This is a genomic window from Candidatus Nomurabacteria bacterium, from assembly GCA_023898565.1.
Classification (GTDB): domain Bacteria; phylum Patescibacteriota; class Minisyncoccia; order Phycocordibacterales; family UBA918; genus OLB19.
In genome coordinates this window covers 514,765-530,734 of record CP060228.1, presented here as the reverse complement: position 1 = coordinate 530,734, position 15,970 = coordinate 514,765, and the positions used below count along the sequence as shown (strand labels likewise).

The window sequence follows — 15,970 nt, the reverse complement described above, 5'->3', positions numbered from 1 at the left end:
TCTTGGTAACACAAGGCGTTTTTTGCGTTTGCTCGGATTTGCTCGACCTATTTTAAAGCTCTGATTCCTTCGATAATCATACATAACACACGAACAGTGTGCCTAAGCAACATTATGTATGAAGTCAAAAAAGATAACGTGGTCATCCACGAAGCGTAAGGTGCAAGACCTCACGCCCAATGGATACAATCCACGCAAGATGGAGGGAGAAGAACGACACAATCTCCAAAAATCAATCGAGGAGTTTGGTGCAGTTGTACCAGTCGTACTAAACATCGGCTCACGAGCAGATGTGCTGATCGGGGGTGAACAGCGAGTAAAGATATACGCTGACCTTGGATACAAGGAAGTCGAGTGTATGATTCCCTCTCGGGAACTCACGCTCGAAGAAGAGCGAGAGTTAAACCTTCGCTTGAACCATAACACTGGTTCGTGGGATGAAGAATTGCTAAAAGCATTTGATCTCGACGTCTTACTTGATGTTGGATTTGCTGATGAAGAATTACAAGGTTTCTTCGATGATGTCGAACTCGCTGAAGATGACTATGATGTTGAAAAAGCGATTGAAGAAATGGATGAGCCACGAGCCAAGCTTGGAGAGATTTGGCAGTTAGGTGATCATCGCCTCTTGGTCGGAGATTCTACCAATGAAAAGCTGGTTACCAAACTCATGGGTGAAGCAAAAGCGCACCTCATTTATCTAGACCCGCCCTATAATATCGGTCTCTCATATGACAAAGGTATCGGTAGTGGCAAGAATTATGGAGGCAAGTACTCAGCTAAAGATGACTCGAAGACTGATGCTGAATACCAAAAGTTTCTTGCAAACAGTATTGCTACCTCACACAAGATAGCTCTACCCAAATCCCACTATTTCTTCTGGTGTGATGCTAAATACATTGGTGATATTCAGTCACTGTATAAGGAACACAAGATCACTTTTAAGCGGTTATGCTCGTGGGTGAAGAATAATCAAAACCCAACTCCGCAGACTGCCTTTAACCGAGTACATGAACCGTGTGTATACGGTACAAGTGGAAAGCCGTACCTAAATCAAAATCTCAAAAACACCAACGAGATTCTTAATCAAAAAATAACCAGCGGCAACCAACTTCATGACGAGCTACTCGACATGATCGACCTCTGGATTGTGAAGCGGGACAACGTGCAAGAGTATTTGCACCCGACTCAGAAGCCGGTTGGCTTAAGTGAAAAACCACTCAAGCGTTGTACCGCTCCTGGTCACGTAGTGTTCTCTGGTTTTGGCGGCAGTGGCAGTGATCTTATCGCTTGCGAACAATTGCATCGCAAGTGGTATGGCGTCGAACTTGATCCCGTGTTTGCCAGTGCCATCATCGATCGCTGGGAGAAATTTACCAAACAAACAGCCAAGCGCGTATGAAAAAGGTACAACACGGAGACATCTACCTGGTCGGCACACATCTGATTGGTTGTGGTGATAGTTGTAATGCTTCCTTTGTATCTGAAGTACTGCAGGGACAGAAAGTACAAGCGATTGTGACTGATCCGCCGTATGGTGTGGCGTACGTTCAGAATAAAGAAGGAGTAGCTGAGCTTGGTGTATCTAACGCTAAAGATATCAAAGGTGACCATCTGCAAAGTGAGTACGAATACGCTCGCTTTACCGAGTCATGGCTTGGTGCTATCAAGCCCCATCTTGATACATACAACACCTTCCATGTCTTTAACTGCGACACGATGTTTTTGTCACTACGCACTGGCATATACACGGCTGAGTTTCATTTCAGTCAGATGTTGGTATGGCTGAAGAACCAGCCAGTCATGGGTCGCATGGACTATCTACCCCAGCAAGAACTCATCGCCTACGGCTGGTACGGCAAGCATAAGAAGCCAGCCTCACAAATGCGAAGTGCGCTCTACCACCCACGACCACAAAAATCGAAACTCCACCCAACCCAAAAACCAATTGGGCTACTTCGTAAACTAATTCGGAATGTGACGAAGATTGATGACGTGGTATTTGATGGGTTCTTGGGTAGCGGGAGTACTGCTCTGGCTTGTGAACAGTTGGGTCGACGGTGTGTTGGAATTGAACAAGATGCTGAATATGTACAGATTGCACTCAAGCGACTTGAGAAACTGACTGGTCAGAAACGAAAATTGGTAACGAATTATGAGCACACCCCACGATGAACAACCGAAGAAAAGTGATGGTGTGTACCGTAAGCAGGACTTCGCCACCTACGTAACGTGGAAATCGTTACCGACCTTTCTGCGTGGTCAGCCTGAAGCCGTGATACGCAAGATGGGTATCGAAGACGAAGTTGTCATTGATCTACTTCGCCTTAAGACCCAGAAAGATTTTGCGGCGCAGTATGACATCAAAGACCTCGGTACGCTCACCGACTGGAACAAAATTATCGAGGAAGAGGGCTTGGTAGAACACACCTGTGCTTGGGCTAGGAAACTCACTCCAAATGTCGTGTTGGCTTTATATAAGAACGTCACCAAGCACGGAAAGTCCAAAGAAGTGAAGACGTGGTTTGAGCTAATTGAGAATTATTAAAATATGAACGACATAAAGAAATCACTCACGCTAGAAGAAGTTAATGAAATCCTCTCGGAGGCTTTGCTTCAGGTGGCCGCTCGCAAAATTTCACCCAAGCGAGCGCAGATCATTTCTCGACTTGCACTGGCTCTATCGAAGAACATTTCCAATCTCGAACTGAAACAGCGTATTGACGTATTGGAGCAACTCTTAAGCGAACGAAGATAACTATGAAAGACATCACTAAAATGCTACGCAAAGGAAACCTAGCGCCGAAAGAGCGAGTGCTTTTAGTGATCCGCAATGATGCTCATTTCCAAAAGACTGGCAAAGAGCTGATTAGTGAAGCAGATATGGTGGCACTGACCATAAACTGGAAACCACAAGACTATCGTGAAGCGGAAAAATACAATCAATACATCAATCTCTGGGAGATGTTCCAGCGACTGGAGTTTGATATGCAAACTAATTACCTCACCACTATGCTGGCATTATCTCGCCTAGAACATACGGCGACTTTATTTGATCTTAAAAAGAACGACGAGCGACAATGGAAGTATTATCTTGATCGGATTATTCCCGATGATCAGCGAGAAGAACTGCATCAGTTTTTCTTACAATACTCTGGGTATGAATATGACCGACTAGCACATCTCATAGCTCTACACTCATTACCAAAAGACATTCGGTCAGACATCTTACTCCTTGATTCAATTGCTGATACTGACCATAGCTACCTCCTAGCTGAAGAACAACTAGCTCGAATAGTACACGGCAAAAAATCTCTAACTGATGAAGACGTACACACATTGACCAAGATCATTATCGAAAAGATTCCGTGGGGACACGAGCTGTCGTTGCATGATACGAAAATTAGTATTAAGCAAGTGTTGTTTAACACCCACTTTGCTGGTTACTCAATGCTTGAGTTCGGCAAACGACTAGCATCAAGAGACAACATAACCTACGAAGATGAGGATGATCTACGCACCAAGCTTGGTGTGCTGAGTGATCTTCGATACAAGCTGGAGCAGGTAGTGCGTGATACGGTGCGTGACGGCTTATTCTTTAGTGAGTACATACCACTGTGTCATTGTACTGGACATACAACATATGAAGGTGAGACGAAACTACCACATAACGAACTGATGCAGTTGTGGATCAAGGCGAAAGACAAAAGTGAACGAAAACTAAAGACGCTGATCAAAAACGGAAAGATACAGACCGAACAATGTCCGACTCGGTTCTTTGAAGTGAGTCTCAACAAGTCGTACATCTCAGGCAAAAGTTTAGTGAAGTCCAAGTCACAGTCAGCGTTTGTGACTGAGTATGAAAAGCAGGTTGATGACCTGATACTTTTCGCTTTTCCTAACTACCTACTCCATCAGTCTCATGTCTATGAGAACTATCAATACCTCCTTGCTTTCAAGGAAGTGGCAGAGCGGATGTCAGAGATGATTGGGGTTGATGTGACATACAAAATCAACGCTCAATTAGCTGAAATAGATAAATCGGTAGAGCTACTCAACTTCAGCTTTCGTCATCTTGATGACCATATCAATCAGATGGTGTATGACAACAGGGATAAATATCCCTTGCAGATATTCTTGCCTGATCCTGGTATCGAACTGCATAATTTAGAACCAAAACAGTTTAAAAGTTTAGAGCGGTTTGAAGAAGAAGCAAGCAAACTGACTGAGTGGAAGACGACTGCTTCAGATTGACTTTTACCTAAATCCGTGTTATCATAGATTACTTGTTCTTTTACACATTCAAGGTTTAATGAGACGAACATTTTGTATGTCATGACTGATATGCAAAATGTTCGTCTCATTACCGAGCGATCCATGACCAGGTGTTCTGGTATTTCTAGTGAAGAAGGAGTGGTATCCGATGACCAAATCGACATCCACAGAACTCACGCTTTCCAAAATTTTCAGAAAATTTGGTTTGCTGACTGGCACTCTCGAAAACGAAGGGGTCACCCTCGCCGACTGGCAAAAGCCGATCGACAACACAACCGCTCGTCGCAATCTGGCCGCCTACCTCAAAATGGGTTGTCCGAAAGTGAACAACAACGGCGAAACCATCAACCCAACCCTGCCCGATGGCGAAGAACTCGCCCGCCTCATTCTCGGTGACGACTACCTGTCTCCCGAAGATGTGGCCAAGGCATACGGCTGGAGCTACAGCGACGAGCAACTGGCAAATTTCGCCAATACGTTGCCCGATTTCGAAGAGCTGATGTGGCTCCGCTCCAGTGGCTACATGCTCGTGGCGACAGCACCGACCGACATGAACCTCTTGCAGGTTCGTGATCTCGACAACCAGCTGTTCTACTCCAAGTCGGAGGGTTGGTATGCCGAGAGCCAACACACGTTCTCTCGTGAGGACGTGGTCAAGGCAGGCGTGTGGCTCGCAATCCGTAAGGAGCCGTATCCTGATTCCCGCAACAAAACGTGGGCTGATCAGGAAAAGCTCCTAGCCGAAAACGAGCGTGTTCCGAACACTCCCGAAGTCAGCTACGCCGTTACTGCCTACTACAAGGTGCGTGGCGTCTACCTGCTTCGTGGCGTTTACGTCAGGACATCCTCGGTTGACGCAGACGGCGACCGCGTCTTCGTTGGCTACTTCGCGTCCGCTGGTCTGCACGTCGGCGACTACTGGGATGACCTCCGTCGCTCCGGCTTGGGTGTGTCGTCGGCTCGGGAATAAGAACCTTGATTACTTGAAGGCTTGACCTTCTTGAATCTTTGATCTTGTTGCGAAGCAGCTCGATGCAAATTTTGCCCCCGGCTTTCATGCTGGGGGCATTTTCTTGTATACTGTAAGTACTTGTTAGTGTAGGTGCGACTATTGGTTTCATCTCACAAGTGCTTTGTTTGAAGTCTATACCAGAGTACATGCACCTACTGGGTGCATGTAGAGTGTATATCACACAGAGATAATTCCTTGTCTGTTTCTATAGAGATCGAGTATCTCAATACTCGTGCTCTTACATAAAATACAAAGACAAGAAGTGCTATGTTTCCAACATAGATGACTCTCAAGTCTTGGTGATACGGACGGAAACAGACAAAGTTCGCAGACGGCAACCGCGTCAACGTTGGCAACTTCGACTCCGATGGTCTGAACGTCAACAACTACTGGGATGACAACCGTAACTCCAACTTGGGTGTGTCGTCAGCTCGGCAATTATCATCTTCGATAACCTGCTCTCTTTATGATGAGCAGGTTATTGTTTGACCTGCTTAGAGGGTATGGGATTCGAACTTTGGCAATGAAAATACGGCTCAAAATAAAGGCGTACGGGTCTTGCCGATACTAAAAATTCGGTGCGGAGACGAAAGGATTCGAACCTTCGAGGGCTTTTAGACCCTGCCTCGTTAGCAGTGAGGTGCTTTCGACCACTCAGCCACGTCTCCGTATTTGTATTGTTCTTCTAAGCTCTTTCTTTACCTGTAGAGCATTGGACTATTAAACACTAATTCGTAATAGTCGTCTTGCGACTCCTTTACTCATTGAGCACTCAGCCACGTCTCCGTTTTTACTCTTTTTACACTTCTATTGTTCTCTACGTAAGTAATCAGAAATGCTTTCGACCACTGTTCTTCGTTCAAAATTATGTAATTTTGTGCCTGCTAGGATACCACATCTTGGGGGTGAGGCAAAGAAAAGCGGCGCCCATGAAATGGGCGCCGCAGCGAAGTGAGACCGCACGAAGTTACTCGTGGCGACACCCCGGAGGCTGTATGTCAGAGGCAAATTGCACCCAGCCGAGCTTGTGAAGCAGCCAGATACTCATGGCACCGATATCAATCTCCGTCATTTTTTTACCCAGATTCCAATCTCGCGGCGCATCGTGATGATTGCTATGCCACGCCTCACCAAGGGTAAGAATGGCGAAGAATGGCACGTGGAACAGGTTACCGTAATTGCGCGAGAGACTTCCGGCCTTGGTCTTGGCGCCAAAGCGATGACCAAAGGAATTGACCGACCAGATGCTGTGTGAGAGCACCAGAAGTCGCGCAAACCCAATCACCAAGAAGCCGCCAAGCACATCACCACAGAGCAGCCCAAGAAATAGCGGCAACCCAAACACCATCGATACCACCAACACTTTATGGTGCCGGGCCTCCCAATCGACTACTCGACGCCTGAGATCACTGCCGTACGTCGCTAGCTTGTACACTTCTTCAATACGCAATGAGTCATGCTTCAAAATCCATCCCATATGCGCATGCCAGAAGCCATCTACCGGCGAGTGTGGATCTTTCCCCGACACATCGGAATTGCCATGATGCTGCAAATGCCTGGCTGCCCAGTCGCGCAACGTACCCTGTCCGGTAGAAGCAAAGAGTATCGCCAGTGCGTACGCAAGGTACGTACGCGGCACAAATGCCTGATGTGTGAAGTAGCGATGTGCCCCTACCGTGACACCAAGACCGCCGAGCACATACCACACCACCGCGAGCGTAATAATCGAACCGCTTGCGTACGCAAATGCATACCACAAGCCCCACAAACCCAGCGTGTGTAATACCACTACATCAACCACCGATGCCCAGGAAATATTTCTGGTGTGCATGGTTTTCTCCCTCAAAAAAACAAACCCCTGTCAGCATACAGGAAAGCGGGTGGGCGTAAAGCGCAAAAGGCGCGGCGAGCTTCGCTCGCCGCGCCTTTTGCGCTTTTTTACTTCTCTTTCTTAATTGCACTCGCCACTGTCTTAACCAGCCCTGGGGTCATCACTGGCGGAATCACCATTTCAGCCGTTGGCTTCTTAATCAGTCCAGCAATCTTCTTGGCAGCAGCCATTTTCATTTCGTCAGTAATACCAGTCACACCTTTATCGAGCGCACCACGGAACACCCCTGGGAATGCGAGCGAGTTATTGATTTGATTAGGATAATCTGAGCGACCAGTCGCCACCACCGCTGCCCCAGCCCGCTTGGCATCTTCGGGCATAATTTCTGGAATCGGATTGGCGAGTGCAAACACAATCGGCTGGTGTGACATAGCTTCAATGTGTGCCTTTGCAATCGTCCCCGGCCCCGACACTCCCACAATCACATCAGCCCCATCTACCACCTGCATCACATCGCCACTAAGCTTACTTTGATTCGTTACCTTCGCGAGATCTTTTTTGTACCCTTCAAGTCCTGGGCGACCTTCGTAAATCGCCCCTTTCGAATCAACCACAATTACCTCACCTACTCCCGCCTGAGACAAAAGAAGCGAAATTGCCCGGCCGGCCGCACCAGCACCAACCACCACCACCTTCAGCGCATCAAACTTTTTCTCTACCACCTTCGCTGCATTGATAAGGCCGGCCAATACCACAATCGCTGTCCCGTGTTGGTCATCATGCATCACTGGAATCTGAAGTTCCGCCTTAAGCCTTGTTTCAATTTCAAAACACTTCGGCGCCGCAATATCTTCGAGATTAATCCCTCCAAACCCAGGCGCAATCGCTTTTACAATTCGAATAATTTCTTCTGGTTCTTGCGTATCGAGCACAATCGGTACTGCATCAATATTAGCCATTGCTTTAAAAATTGCCGCCTTCCCTTCCATCACCGGCAGCGCAGGAATCGCACCAAGATTACCAAGACCCAAGACCGCCGAACCATCACTCACCACCGCGACGGTGTTACGCTTCATGGTATAGTCACGTGCCTCTTGCGGCTTCTTAGCCAGATGCGAAGATACCGCCCCTACCCCAGGGGAATACATCGTACTCCAATCAGTTTTGGTCTTTAGCGGACCTTTAGTCACTACTTCAATCTTTCCCTTCAACTTTTTATGTAAGGCGAGTGCGAGTTTGTTGTAGTCTGGTTTTTTGGTAGGCATGTGTAAGTTTACTTTGTGAATTATTAAAACTGAAGCGTAATGAGTAGTATACGCCACTCAATTAAAGCAGCAAATTATTGAAACAAAAAAACAGCAAGGACGAATCCTTGCTGTTGAAACAGCGGCTAGAGCCGCTGGACGGTCAGACTTTGCGGCGACGCGCCGTCACACCGAGCAGGCCGAGGCCAGTCAGCATGAGCGCCAGCGAACCGGGTTCCGGCACCGAAGAAACGGGCGGCAAGTCGATGTTGCCTTGATAGATCGAGCCGACCGGATAACCACCTTCCGGCAAGACGCTCGGATCAAGCACCCAAAGACCGACTGCGTGGAGCTCCGACGGACGAAGCGTGCCACCGATGGTGAACACGTAGGTCTCACCCCCGGGGAGCAAGCCCGGCGCACCATACTCGATCGGATAACCGAGGTATGTACCACCGAAGTCGAGGCCTGTGGTGTAAGCCACGAAAAGGTCCATGCCTTCCGGTGCCGAGATGGTGACGTCAAGCTCTCCGCACGTTGCCGGCGACGGAATCGCTCCTTCCAGACAAAAATTCCGAACCCCGAAGGAGAACTTGTAGTCTTCCTGCGTGAGATTTGCCACGAAGTTATAGCTAGTCCCTTGAACGTAATCAAAGGTGTCGCCATTGTGCACTTCCAGAACCGGAAGCGCATGCGCCATGTTGATGAACGAGAGTCCGGCCAGGAGGGCCAGCATTTGCTTCATGAGCTTCATTGGATATCCTCCGTAAAGTTGCCCACAAAAAAAGACAGCCGACTGGCCATCCACATCCGACTAAGATAGTAACACAAAAGTCAAAATAAATCAATACCTTGTGATGGTCTGGTGCGTTTTGGTGCGGTACAATTGGTTTTTATGCGTATCTCTGACCCACTACAGACCCACGTTCGAATAGACATCAATCACCAAAAAGCCCTCAAGCGGGTTGGCATTGCAACTGTCGGTGACCTGCTCTATTACCTACCCGCGAGATACGAAAATATTTCAGACGTGCAGTCAGTCGGCGGACTCGAGAAAGGTCAAGACGCCGTTGTCTTTGGGCAACTCTCAGGCCTTAAGACCCGCAAAGCTTGGAAGAGCCGTAAGCCAATCGCGGAGGGTTATGTAGAGGACAGCTCGGCCAAAATGAAAATTATGTGGTTCAACCAGCCATACATTGCCAAAATGTATCAAGATGGCATGTTTGTGAAGCTAGCCGGCAAAGTTGCGGGGAGTGCTGGCAAGCTGTATCTCAGCAACCCGGAGGTTGAGCCGCTCGACTCACTCCCGATCGACCGCCACGACAGCATCTTTGCCGGCACTACCGAGCAAGACGACACCCTCTACCCTATCTACCGAGAGACGAAGGGTCTCACCAGTCGCTGGCTGTATCACACCGCTCTAAAGCTTTTTGAAAAAGGCGCGCTCGACACTATTCTCGACCCAATTCCAAGCGCCATCCTCAAGAAGTACAATCTCCCTGAACTCAAGACCGCCCTCGTCTGGGTACACTCCCCCAAGAAAGCCGAACACGCCGAAAGCGCCCGGAAGCGTTTTGCATTTGAAGAGGTATTTTATATTCAGGTACAGAAAGCCGAGGAGCGGGCGGCAGTGAGCGCCGCGCAGACCTATACCATCAAGACCTCTCGTCCGCACCTTGAAGCCTTTACCTCACGCTTCCCGTTTGCACTCACTGCCGCCCAAAGTGATGCCATCGACACAGTGCTGCAAGACTTTGTCGGCAATCACGCGATGAGCCGCCTCCTTGAAGGTGATGTAGGTTCAGGCAAAACTGCTGTAGCTGCCACGACCGCCTACGCCGTCGCCACTTCGCGCCCACCAGAAGGCATGGATAAAAAAATCGAATACGGCAATCTCCAAGTGGCGTACATGGCTCCTACCGAAATCCTCGCCAAGCAACACTTTGAGAGTTTTATCGAATACTTCAAACACCTGCCAATTCAAATCGGCCTCATTACTGGTTCTGGCTGCATGAAGTTCCCTTCAAAGAGCGACCCTACTAAGCCGACCAAAATCAGCAAAGCACAGCTCCTGAAGTGGGTACACAATGGCGAAATACCAATTCTCATTGGTACGCACGCGCTGATTTATAAAAGCGTCGAGTTTAAACACCTCGCGTACGTCATCATCGACGAGCAACACCGCTTCGGCACCAATCAGCGCAAGAAGCTCGCCAAGAAAGACGCACGTCTACCACACCTCCTCTCGATGACGGCCACCCCGATTCCCCGCACCCTCGCCCTCACTATTTACGGCGATCTAGATATTTCGCTCCTCGACCAAATGCCGGCCGGCCGCAAGCCAGTTATTACAACTATCGTCGGCCCAGGGCAAAGCACCGAAATGTACGACCACATCGAAAGCGAGCTGGCGGCCGGCCGGCAAGCCTACGTCATCTGCCCCCGCATCGACGAACCAGATCCCGACGAAGAGCGCGCTATCAATATGAAAAGCGTTATTGCAGAAGCAAAACGCCTGAAGAAAGACGTGTTTAAAAACTGGCGCATCAAACCGCTCCACGGCAAGATGACCCCGGCTGAAAAAGATGCGGTCATGAAAGACTTCTCAGAACATAAGATAGATATCTTGGTAGCAACAAGCGTAGTGGAAGTGGGTGTCAATGTACCAAACGCCACCAACATTATCATTGAAGGTGCTGAGCGTTTTGGCTTGGCGCAACTTCACCAGCTCCGTGGCCGTGTGGTGCGCGGTACGCACCAGCCATACTGTTTTGCGGTGACCGACTCAAAAAGCGACAAGACCCGCGACCGACTCAAAGCGCTCGCGACCGCCAAAAACGGCTTTGAGCTTGCCGAGCACGACCTGCAGTTCCGTGGCTCGGGCGAACTCTATGGCGGTAAGCAAAGCGGCCTCTCCGACCTCGGCATGGAAGCAATTCGCAACCTCAAGCTCGTAGAAGCGGCCCGCAAAGAAGCGCAGCACCTTGTGGAGACACATGCCGACATCGCTAAGAATTTCCCTCTGATACATGAAAAATTAAGCAGGTTACAAGACTCACTACACCTCGAATAGTTCCGCTCATTACCCCAAGAGTACTTCCATTTTTATAGTCGAGTAAACTCTCCTTAAAAATTGGTCGCGCAAGAAAAAGTCGCGCGCTTAGGCGAAGTGCTCCATATGGAATAATTAAAAGACGGCGCGTACGCGCCGTCTTGTCTTATTCATGATCTTCATAGATCAACTCGTCAAACCCTTCCTGTTTTGCACTGGCCGTAACGTCTGACTCATCTTCCATCACACAGATAAACCCTCCGTATGAATTAAATAACGCATACCAACCGAGCACGTGTGTACCAAAGACAGAACCATCGAGCTCATACGTGATTTGTCTGATATAACCAGAATTAGGCAGCGGCCAGAATAAATGACCTTGTGATGCTACCCACGCTTTTGCTGCGGCCAACTGGGCACTGGTGTACTGAGGAAGATACTTATTCATGATCACACCCTCCACAAAATCTGCCTCCATCAAAGCAAAATTATACCAGTGACGCAACAGTTGCAGGTGAAAATGTTAAAAAAAAGCCGCGCTATTGCGCGGCAGTCCTGAGGCGGTAAACCTCACTTGGTAGCATCTCATGCTCACAGTATGAGCAAGGCGCCCCTAAGATATGGATCACCTCCTTTCACATGAGTTTGGTGTTGAACTGGGCACAGCTGCAGCCACCTTTTTGCGTACTCATGGGAATCCCCTTAATGTTTAGGACAGGATCGTCCGCTTATTAGTAAACAAAAAACTTGAGCAAAAGTAAAGCCTTGCTTGTTTGTTTGACTACCCAGATTGCGCTATAGTGTGGGACACCAACCCGCCTATAGCTCAGTTGGTACAAAGTCAAACGTAGAAAAAAATCCTGTCCGCCTATAGCTCAGTTGGTAGAGCGCAGAGCTTATACCTCTGTGGTCCTTGGTTCGAGTCCAAGTGGGCGGACAGGGTTTTTTTCGTATCAATACACTTGGTTCGCACCACAAGAGTATTTCCGTTATTACAGTCGTTCCACTCCTTAATAACTAGGTCAGTCCAAGTGGGCGGACAAACAATGCTACAATGGAGAAAGCATGATTCGATTCCTCCACACCAAATCTACATACACTGTGATAGCTATCGCTGTGATTATTTTTGTAGCGTACATGATTCACAGTGTAAGCACACGTACAGACAGCACCCTTATTACCACAACGGTGGAAACAGGCTCCGTACGCCAGCTCGTATCTATCTCTGGTGTCACCTCCGCCAAGCAATCCGCTGAGCTTGCGTTTCCTGCCGGCGGTATTGTCACTAACGTTCTCGTCGAGACCGGCAGTATCGTAACAGCCGGCGATGTGCTCGTAACCCTTGATGCACGCACGCTTTACGCTGATCGCCAAAACGCTCTCGCTGCACTTGATCGTGCACGAGCTGATTTGGCCGAACTGCTTGAAGGCCCAACTGGCTCAGCAAGAGAAGTGACCTCTGAAACAGTAGCTTCCAAGGAAGCAGCGCTTGCAACCACCAAAGAAACCGAGGCGCAGAAAGTAAGCAATGCGTACCATGCACTGCTATCGGCTGATTTATCTGCGTACTCAGATGACCCAAACGAAGACGCGCTGCCCCCGACGGTACGCGGCACCTACGTCTGTGATACAGAAGGTGTATATACATTAGAGGTGTTCAATTCAAAAGCTGACTCCGGTTTTTCTTACCGTCTCTCTGGCTTAGAAACGGGCACATATATCGCATCTGTTGAACAGCCAATCGCACTCGGTACTTGCGGTCTCCGTATTCAATTTAATGCATCATCCTTCTACAATAACTCAGTCTGGCACATTGATATTCCCAATAAAAAATCAGCGCAATACACAACGTACCGCAACGCGCACAGTCTAGCGATTACTCAGGCAAACAGTGCAATTGAACTGGCGACACAAGCAGTTGCGCTAGTTAAGGCTGACGCAAACAACCAAAATGCACCGGCGCGCAGCGAGGCGGTCATCCGCGCTGAAGCAGCGGTAACACAAGCCGAAGCACAACTTGCACGCATCGACGCTTCTATTTCCGACCGCTCGCTGCGCGCACCATTTAACGGCGTGATCACAGAAATTGACATTCTCAAGGGAGAGACCGTCTCTACGCTACCAATCGTAACACTCCTTGGCGATAATGCGTTTGAAGTAACCGCCCGAGTGCCAGAAATTGACATTAGTAAGATTGTAGCTAGTCAAACTGCCGAGATGCGTTTCGATGCCCAACCCGCAACCATCGTAACCGGCACCGTCACTTTCATTTCTCCCCAGGCCACTGAAATAGATGGCGTTGCATACTATGAAGCAAAAATTCAGTTTGCAGACCTGCCGTCATGGATGCGCAGCGGCCTCAACGCCGACATTGAAATTATCACCGCGCAGTCAAGCGATGTGCTTCGTATTCCTAAACGCTTCTTAAACCAAACAGCTACTGGCTATGAAGTGCTCGTCAAGCGCGGCAATACCACCGCTTCTACCACTATCGAGGTTCTTTTAGAAGGCAATGATGGCTTTGTGGCAATTACTGGCCTAACTGCAGGAGATACGCTCCTCGCTCCATAGCTTATGCAGCTCTTTCGCATCGGTGCACTACTTGCTTGGCGACAAATCCAGCGAGCCAACAAATGGACAACGCTGCTTATTATCTTCGTGATGATGCTCACCTTTCTCAATCTGATCGCTGTCTCAGGTGTGCTTGTAGGACTCATCACTGGTGCTGAACGTGCCGTACGCGCTGAGTCACTTGGCGATATTATTCTCAAAGAACCAGAGGGTGAAGATCATATTTTAGAAACACCGACCGTTTTGCGCGAGCTCGCCAGCTACCCTGAAATTGAGTCATATTCGGTGCGTTACCAAGCTGGAGCCACCTTAGAGGCAAACTACAAGGAGCGCCGAGACTTAAGCGCCGAGCGAGATATTGCCAATGTAACCGTCACTGGCATCGACCCACTCCTTGAAGACAATATGTCACACCTCAGTCAAAATGTCGTACGCGGTGAGTATCTCAACCCTAACGAAGAGGGATATATACTTGTAGGCTATTACTACCTGCAGGAATCGTCAGATAAATTTGGTGACATTTTTGACACACTCAATATAGCCAATCCAGGAGAAACCGTTCGTCTGACCGTCGGTGATGTATCGAAAGAATTTATCGTCAAAGGCATCATTGAATCAAAGGTGGACGAAGTATCACTCAACACCTACATTCCCGAGCGAGAGTTTCGCCGCCTTTTTGGGCGCGTTGACCAAAATGCCGATATTATTGTAGTCCGAGCCCGACCAGAGTTTACCGACACACAAGTAAAGGACGCGCTTGTTACAGGTGGATTAAGCAACTACGCCAAAATTCAAACTTTTGATGAAGGAAAACCGAAGTTCATTACCGACATTAAAAACACCATGAATCTCCTCGGCACCTTTATCGGCTCCATTGGCATTGTGGTGGCTTCAATCACCATCTTTATCATCATCTTTATCAATGCACTCTCCCGTCGCCAGCAAATCGGGATTCTCAAAGGCATTGGCATTGAGCGTCGCGCTATTGAAATCGCCTACGTTCTGCAAGCAGCCTTTTACGCCATTCTCGGCTCAGGTCTTGGTGCCCTGCTCACCTACGGCTTCTTGATTGGATACTTTGAGCGCAACCCAATCAAATTTCCGTTTAGTGACGGCGTGCTGGTCGCTCCTCCCGATGAAACATTCTTACGTTTTACGGTACTGTTTATTGTGACCCTGTTTGCCGGACTCTTACCAGCCTGGATGATTGTTCGTCAGAACACCCTTAATTCTATTTTAGGTCGCAAATAATATGAAACCTATTATTCAAGCAAATAACATTCACCGATCATTTGGCAGCGGCGACCTTACCACACATGTTTTAAAAGGTATTGATGTTACCGTGCATGAGGGAGAATTTGTTGCCATTATGGGCAAATCAGGCGCTGGTAAGTCGACGTTGATGTACCAGCTTTCTGTATTAGATGAGCCAACCGAAGGAAGCGTTTTGATTAACGGCACTAACGTACTACAACTTGACGAACGCGGAAAAACTTCATTTCGACTCAACACTCTTGGTTATATTTTTCAAAATTACGCGCTGGTACCAGATCTCACCGCTGAAGAGAACGTTATGCTTCCTGTACTTATGCGCGGCACCGCTTGGCAAGAAGCAAGGCAAATTGCGCGCGCGGTAATCGATAGCGTGGGACTCACCGGCAAATACACCAACCTCCCAGCTGAGCTCTCCGGTGGCGAACAACAACGTGTTTCAATCGCACGAGCAGTAGCTGGTAAACCAAAGATTTTATTTGCTGATGAACCTACCGCAAACCTCGACAGTGTCTCTGGTCAACAAGTAATTGATCTCATTACCGCTCTAAACCGCGACCACAACCAAACCATCGTCATGGTTACACATGAGCGTGAGTATGCCATGAACTGCCACCGCATCATTCACATGGAAGACGGCCAGGTGACCACTGAGGAACAGCTGCAGTAAATAAAACAGCGGGCCCTTCGGGCCCGCTGTTTTATGTATTTAT

General features: G+C 48.5%; 14 protein-coding genes and 2 tRNA genes. 11 read left to right on the top strand and 5 right to left on the bottom strand.

The window, feature by feature from the left end; genetic code table 11:
• The first annotated feature begins 118 nt into the window (after window positions 1-118).
• The 6 genes from H6780_02760 to H6780_02735 all read left to right on the top strand — a co-directional run bounded on the left by H6780_02760 (window position 119) and on the right by H6780_02735 (window position 5,245).
• Complete coding sequence (locus tag H6780_02760; protein ID USN88395.1) at window positions 119-1,402, top strand: DNA modification methylase; 1,284 nt, start codon at window positions 119-121, stop codon at window positions 1,400-1,402.
• Window positions 1,399-2,175 carry a site-specific DNA-methyltransferase gene (locus H6780_02755; protein ID USN88394.1) on the top strand — a complete coding sequence of 259 codons (777 nt, stop codon included), beginning with the start codon at window positions 1,399-1,401 and terminating at the stop codon, window positions 2,173-2,175. The genes H6780_02760 and H6780_02755 overlap by 4 nt, the downstream gene beginning before the upstream one ends.
• Window positions 2,156-2,548: a hypothetical protein gene (locus H6780_02750; GenBank protein USN88393.1), complete on the top strand. Its 393-nt coding sequence runs from the start codon at window positions 2,156-2,158 to the stop codon at window positions 2,546-2,548. The genes H6780_02755 and H6780_02750 overlap by 20 nt, the downstream gene beginning before the upstream one ends.
• A gap of 3 nt (window positions 2,549-2,551) precedes the next feature.
• Entirely contained in the window at window positions 2,552-2,758 is a 207-nt protein-coding gene (locus H6780_02745) for a hypothetical protein (protein USN88392.1), read from the top strand.
• A gap of 2 nt (window positions 2,759-2,760) precedes the next feature.
• On the top strand, window positions 2,761-4,254 hold the full coding sequence (locus H6780_02740) for a hypothetical protein (protein USN88391.1): 1,494 nt from the start codon (window positions 2,761-2,763) through the stop codon (window positions 4,252-4,254).
• A 169-nt stretch (window positions 4,255-4,423) separates the two neighbouring features.
• Window positions 4,424-5,245: a hypothetical protein gene (locus H6780_02735; protein USN88390.1), complete on the top strand. Its 822-nt coding sequence runs from the start codon at window positions 4,424-4,426 to the stop codon at window positions 5,243-5,245.
• 623 nt (window positions 5,246-5,868) lie between these two features.
• On the opposite strand, the gene H6780_02730 is transcribed toward H6780_02735, so the two are convergent.
• From H6780_02730 to H6780_02715, 4 genes are all read right to left on the bottom strand, one after another.
• Window positions 5,869-5,955, bottom strand: a tRNA-Ser gene (locus H6780_02730).
• Window positions 5,956-6,254: 299 nt separating this feature from the next.
• Window positions 6,255-7,118, bottom strand: a complete 864-nt coding sequence (locus tag H6780_02725) for an acyl-CoA desaturase (protein USN88389.1) — start codon at window positions 7,116-7,118, stop codon at window positions 6,255-6,257.
• A 107-nt stretch (window positions 7,119-7,225) separates the two neighbouring features.
• The gene (locus H6780_02720; protein USN88388.1) at window positions 7,226-8,383 is read right to left on the bottom strand and encodes an NADP-dependent malic enzyme; all 1,158 of its coding nucleotides are present in this window, start codon (window positions 8,381-8,383) and stop codon (window positions 7,226-7,228) included.
• 142 nt (window positions 8,384-8,525) lie between these two features.
• The gene (locus tag H6780_02715) at window positions 8,526-9,062 is read right to left on the bottom strand and encodes a PEP-CTERM sorting domain-containing protein (GenBank protein ID USN89257.1); all 537 of its coding nucleotides are present in this window, start codon (window positions 9,060-9,062) and stop codon (window positions 8,526-8,528) included.
• A gap of 195 nt (window positions 9,063-9,257) precedes the next feature.
• Here H6780_02715 and recG point away from each other — a divergent pair, with 195 nt between their 5' ends.
• The gene (gene recG, locus H6780_02710; GenBank protein USN88387.1) at window positions 9,258-11,435 is read left to right on the top strand and encodes an ATP-dependent DNA helicase RecG; all 2,178 of its coding nucleotides are present in this window, start codon (window positions 9,258-9,260) and stop codon (window positions 11,433-11,435) included.
• 145 nt (window positions 11,436-11,580) lie between these two features.
• Here the strand turns inward: recG and H6780_02705 are convergent, their stop codons facing one another.
• On the bottom strand, window positions 11,581-11,892 hold the full coding sequence (locus H6780_02705) for a hypothetical protein (GenBank protein ID USN88386.1): 312 nt from the start codon (window positions 11,890-11,892) through the stop codon (window positions 11,581-11,583).
• Window positions 11,893-12,278: 386 nt separating this feature from the next.
• Between H6780_02705 and H6780_02700 the strand changes: the two genes are divergently transcribed.
• From H6780_02700 to H6780_02685, 4 genes are all read left to right on the top strand, one after another.
• A tRNA-Ile gene (locus H6780_02700) sits at window positions 12,279-12,351 on the top strand.
• Between the two features lie 128 nt (window positions 12,352-12,479).
• The gene (locus tag H6780_02695; protein USN88385.1) at window positions 12,480-13,985 is read left to right on the top strand and encodes an HlyD family efflux transporter periplasmic adaptor subunit; all 1,506 of its coding nucleotides are present in this window, start codon (window positions 12,480-12,482) and stop codon (window positions 13,983-13,985) included.
• Window positions 13,986-13,988: 3 nt separating this feature from the next.
• On the top strand, window positions 13,989-15,236 hold the full coding sequence (locus tag H6780_02690; protein USN88384.1) for an ABC transporter permease: 1,248 nt from the start codon (window positions 13,989-13,991) through the stop codon (window positions 15,234-15,236).
• Between the two features lies 1 nt (window position 15,237).
• Entirely contained in the window at window positions 15,238-15,927 is a 690-nt protein-coding gene (locus H6780_02685) for an ABC transporter ATP-binding protein (GenBank protein USN88383.1), read from the top strand.
• Window positions 15,928-15,970: the final 43 nt, after the last annotated feature.

Bases quoted from the DNA above. Each gene is read 5' to 3' on its own strand.
- H6780_02760 (USN88395.1), top strand. From the start codon at position 119: ATGAAGTCAAAAAAGATAACGTGGTCATCCACGAAGCGTAAGGTGCAA.
- H6780_02755 (USN88394.1), top strand. From the start codon at position 1,399: ATGAAAAAGGTACAACACGGAGACATCTACCTGGTCGGCACACATCTG.
- H6780_02750 (USN88393.1), top strand. From the start codon at position 2,156: ATGAGCACACCCCACGATGAACAACCGAAGAAAAGTGATGGTGTGTAC.
- H6780_02745 (USN88392.1), top strand. From the start codon at position 2,552: ATGAACGACATAAAGAAATCACTCACGCTAGAAGAAGTTAATGAAATC.
- H6780_02740 (USN88391.1), top strand. From the start codon at position 2,761: ATGAAAGACATCACTAAAATGCTACGCAAAGGAAACCTAGCGCCGAAA.
- H6780_02735 (USN88390.1), top strand. From the start codon at position 4,424: ATGACCAAATCGACATCCACAGAACTCACGCTTTCCAAAATTTTCAGA.
- H6780_02725 (USN88389.1), bottom strand. From the start codon at position 7,118: ATGCACACCAGAAATATTTCCTGGGCATCGGTGGTTGATGTAGTGGTA.
- H6780_02720 (USN88388.1), bottom strand. From the start codon at position 8,383: ATGCCTACCAAAAAACCAGACTACAACAAACTCGCACTCGCCTTACAT.
- H6780_02715 (USN89257.1), bottom strand. From the start codon at position 9,062: ATGGCGCATGCGCTTCCGGTTCTGGAAGTGCACAATGGCGACACCTTT.
- recG (USN88387.1), top strand. From the start codon at position 9,258: ATGCGTATCTCTGACCCACTACAGACCCACGTTCGAATAGACATCAAT.
- H6780_02705 (USN88386.1), bottom strand. From the start codon at position 11,892: ATGGAGGCAGATTTTGTGGAGGGTGTGATCATGAATAAGTATCTTCCT.
- H6780_02695 (USN88385.1), top strand. From the start codon at position 12,480: ATGATTCGATTCCTCCACACCAAATCTACATACACTGTGATAGCTATC.
- H6780_02690 (USN88384.1), top strand. From the start codon at position 13,989: ATGCAGCTCTTTCGCATCGGTGCACTACTTGCTTGGCGACAAATCCAG.
- H6780_02685 (USN88383.1), top strand. From the start codon at position 15,238: ATGAAACCTATTATTCAAGCAAATAACATTCACCGATCATTTGGCAGC.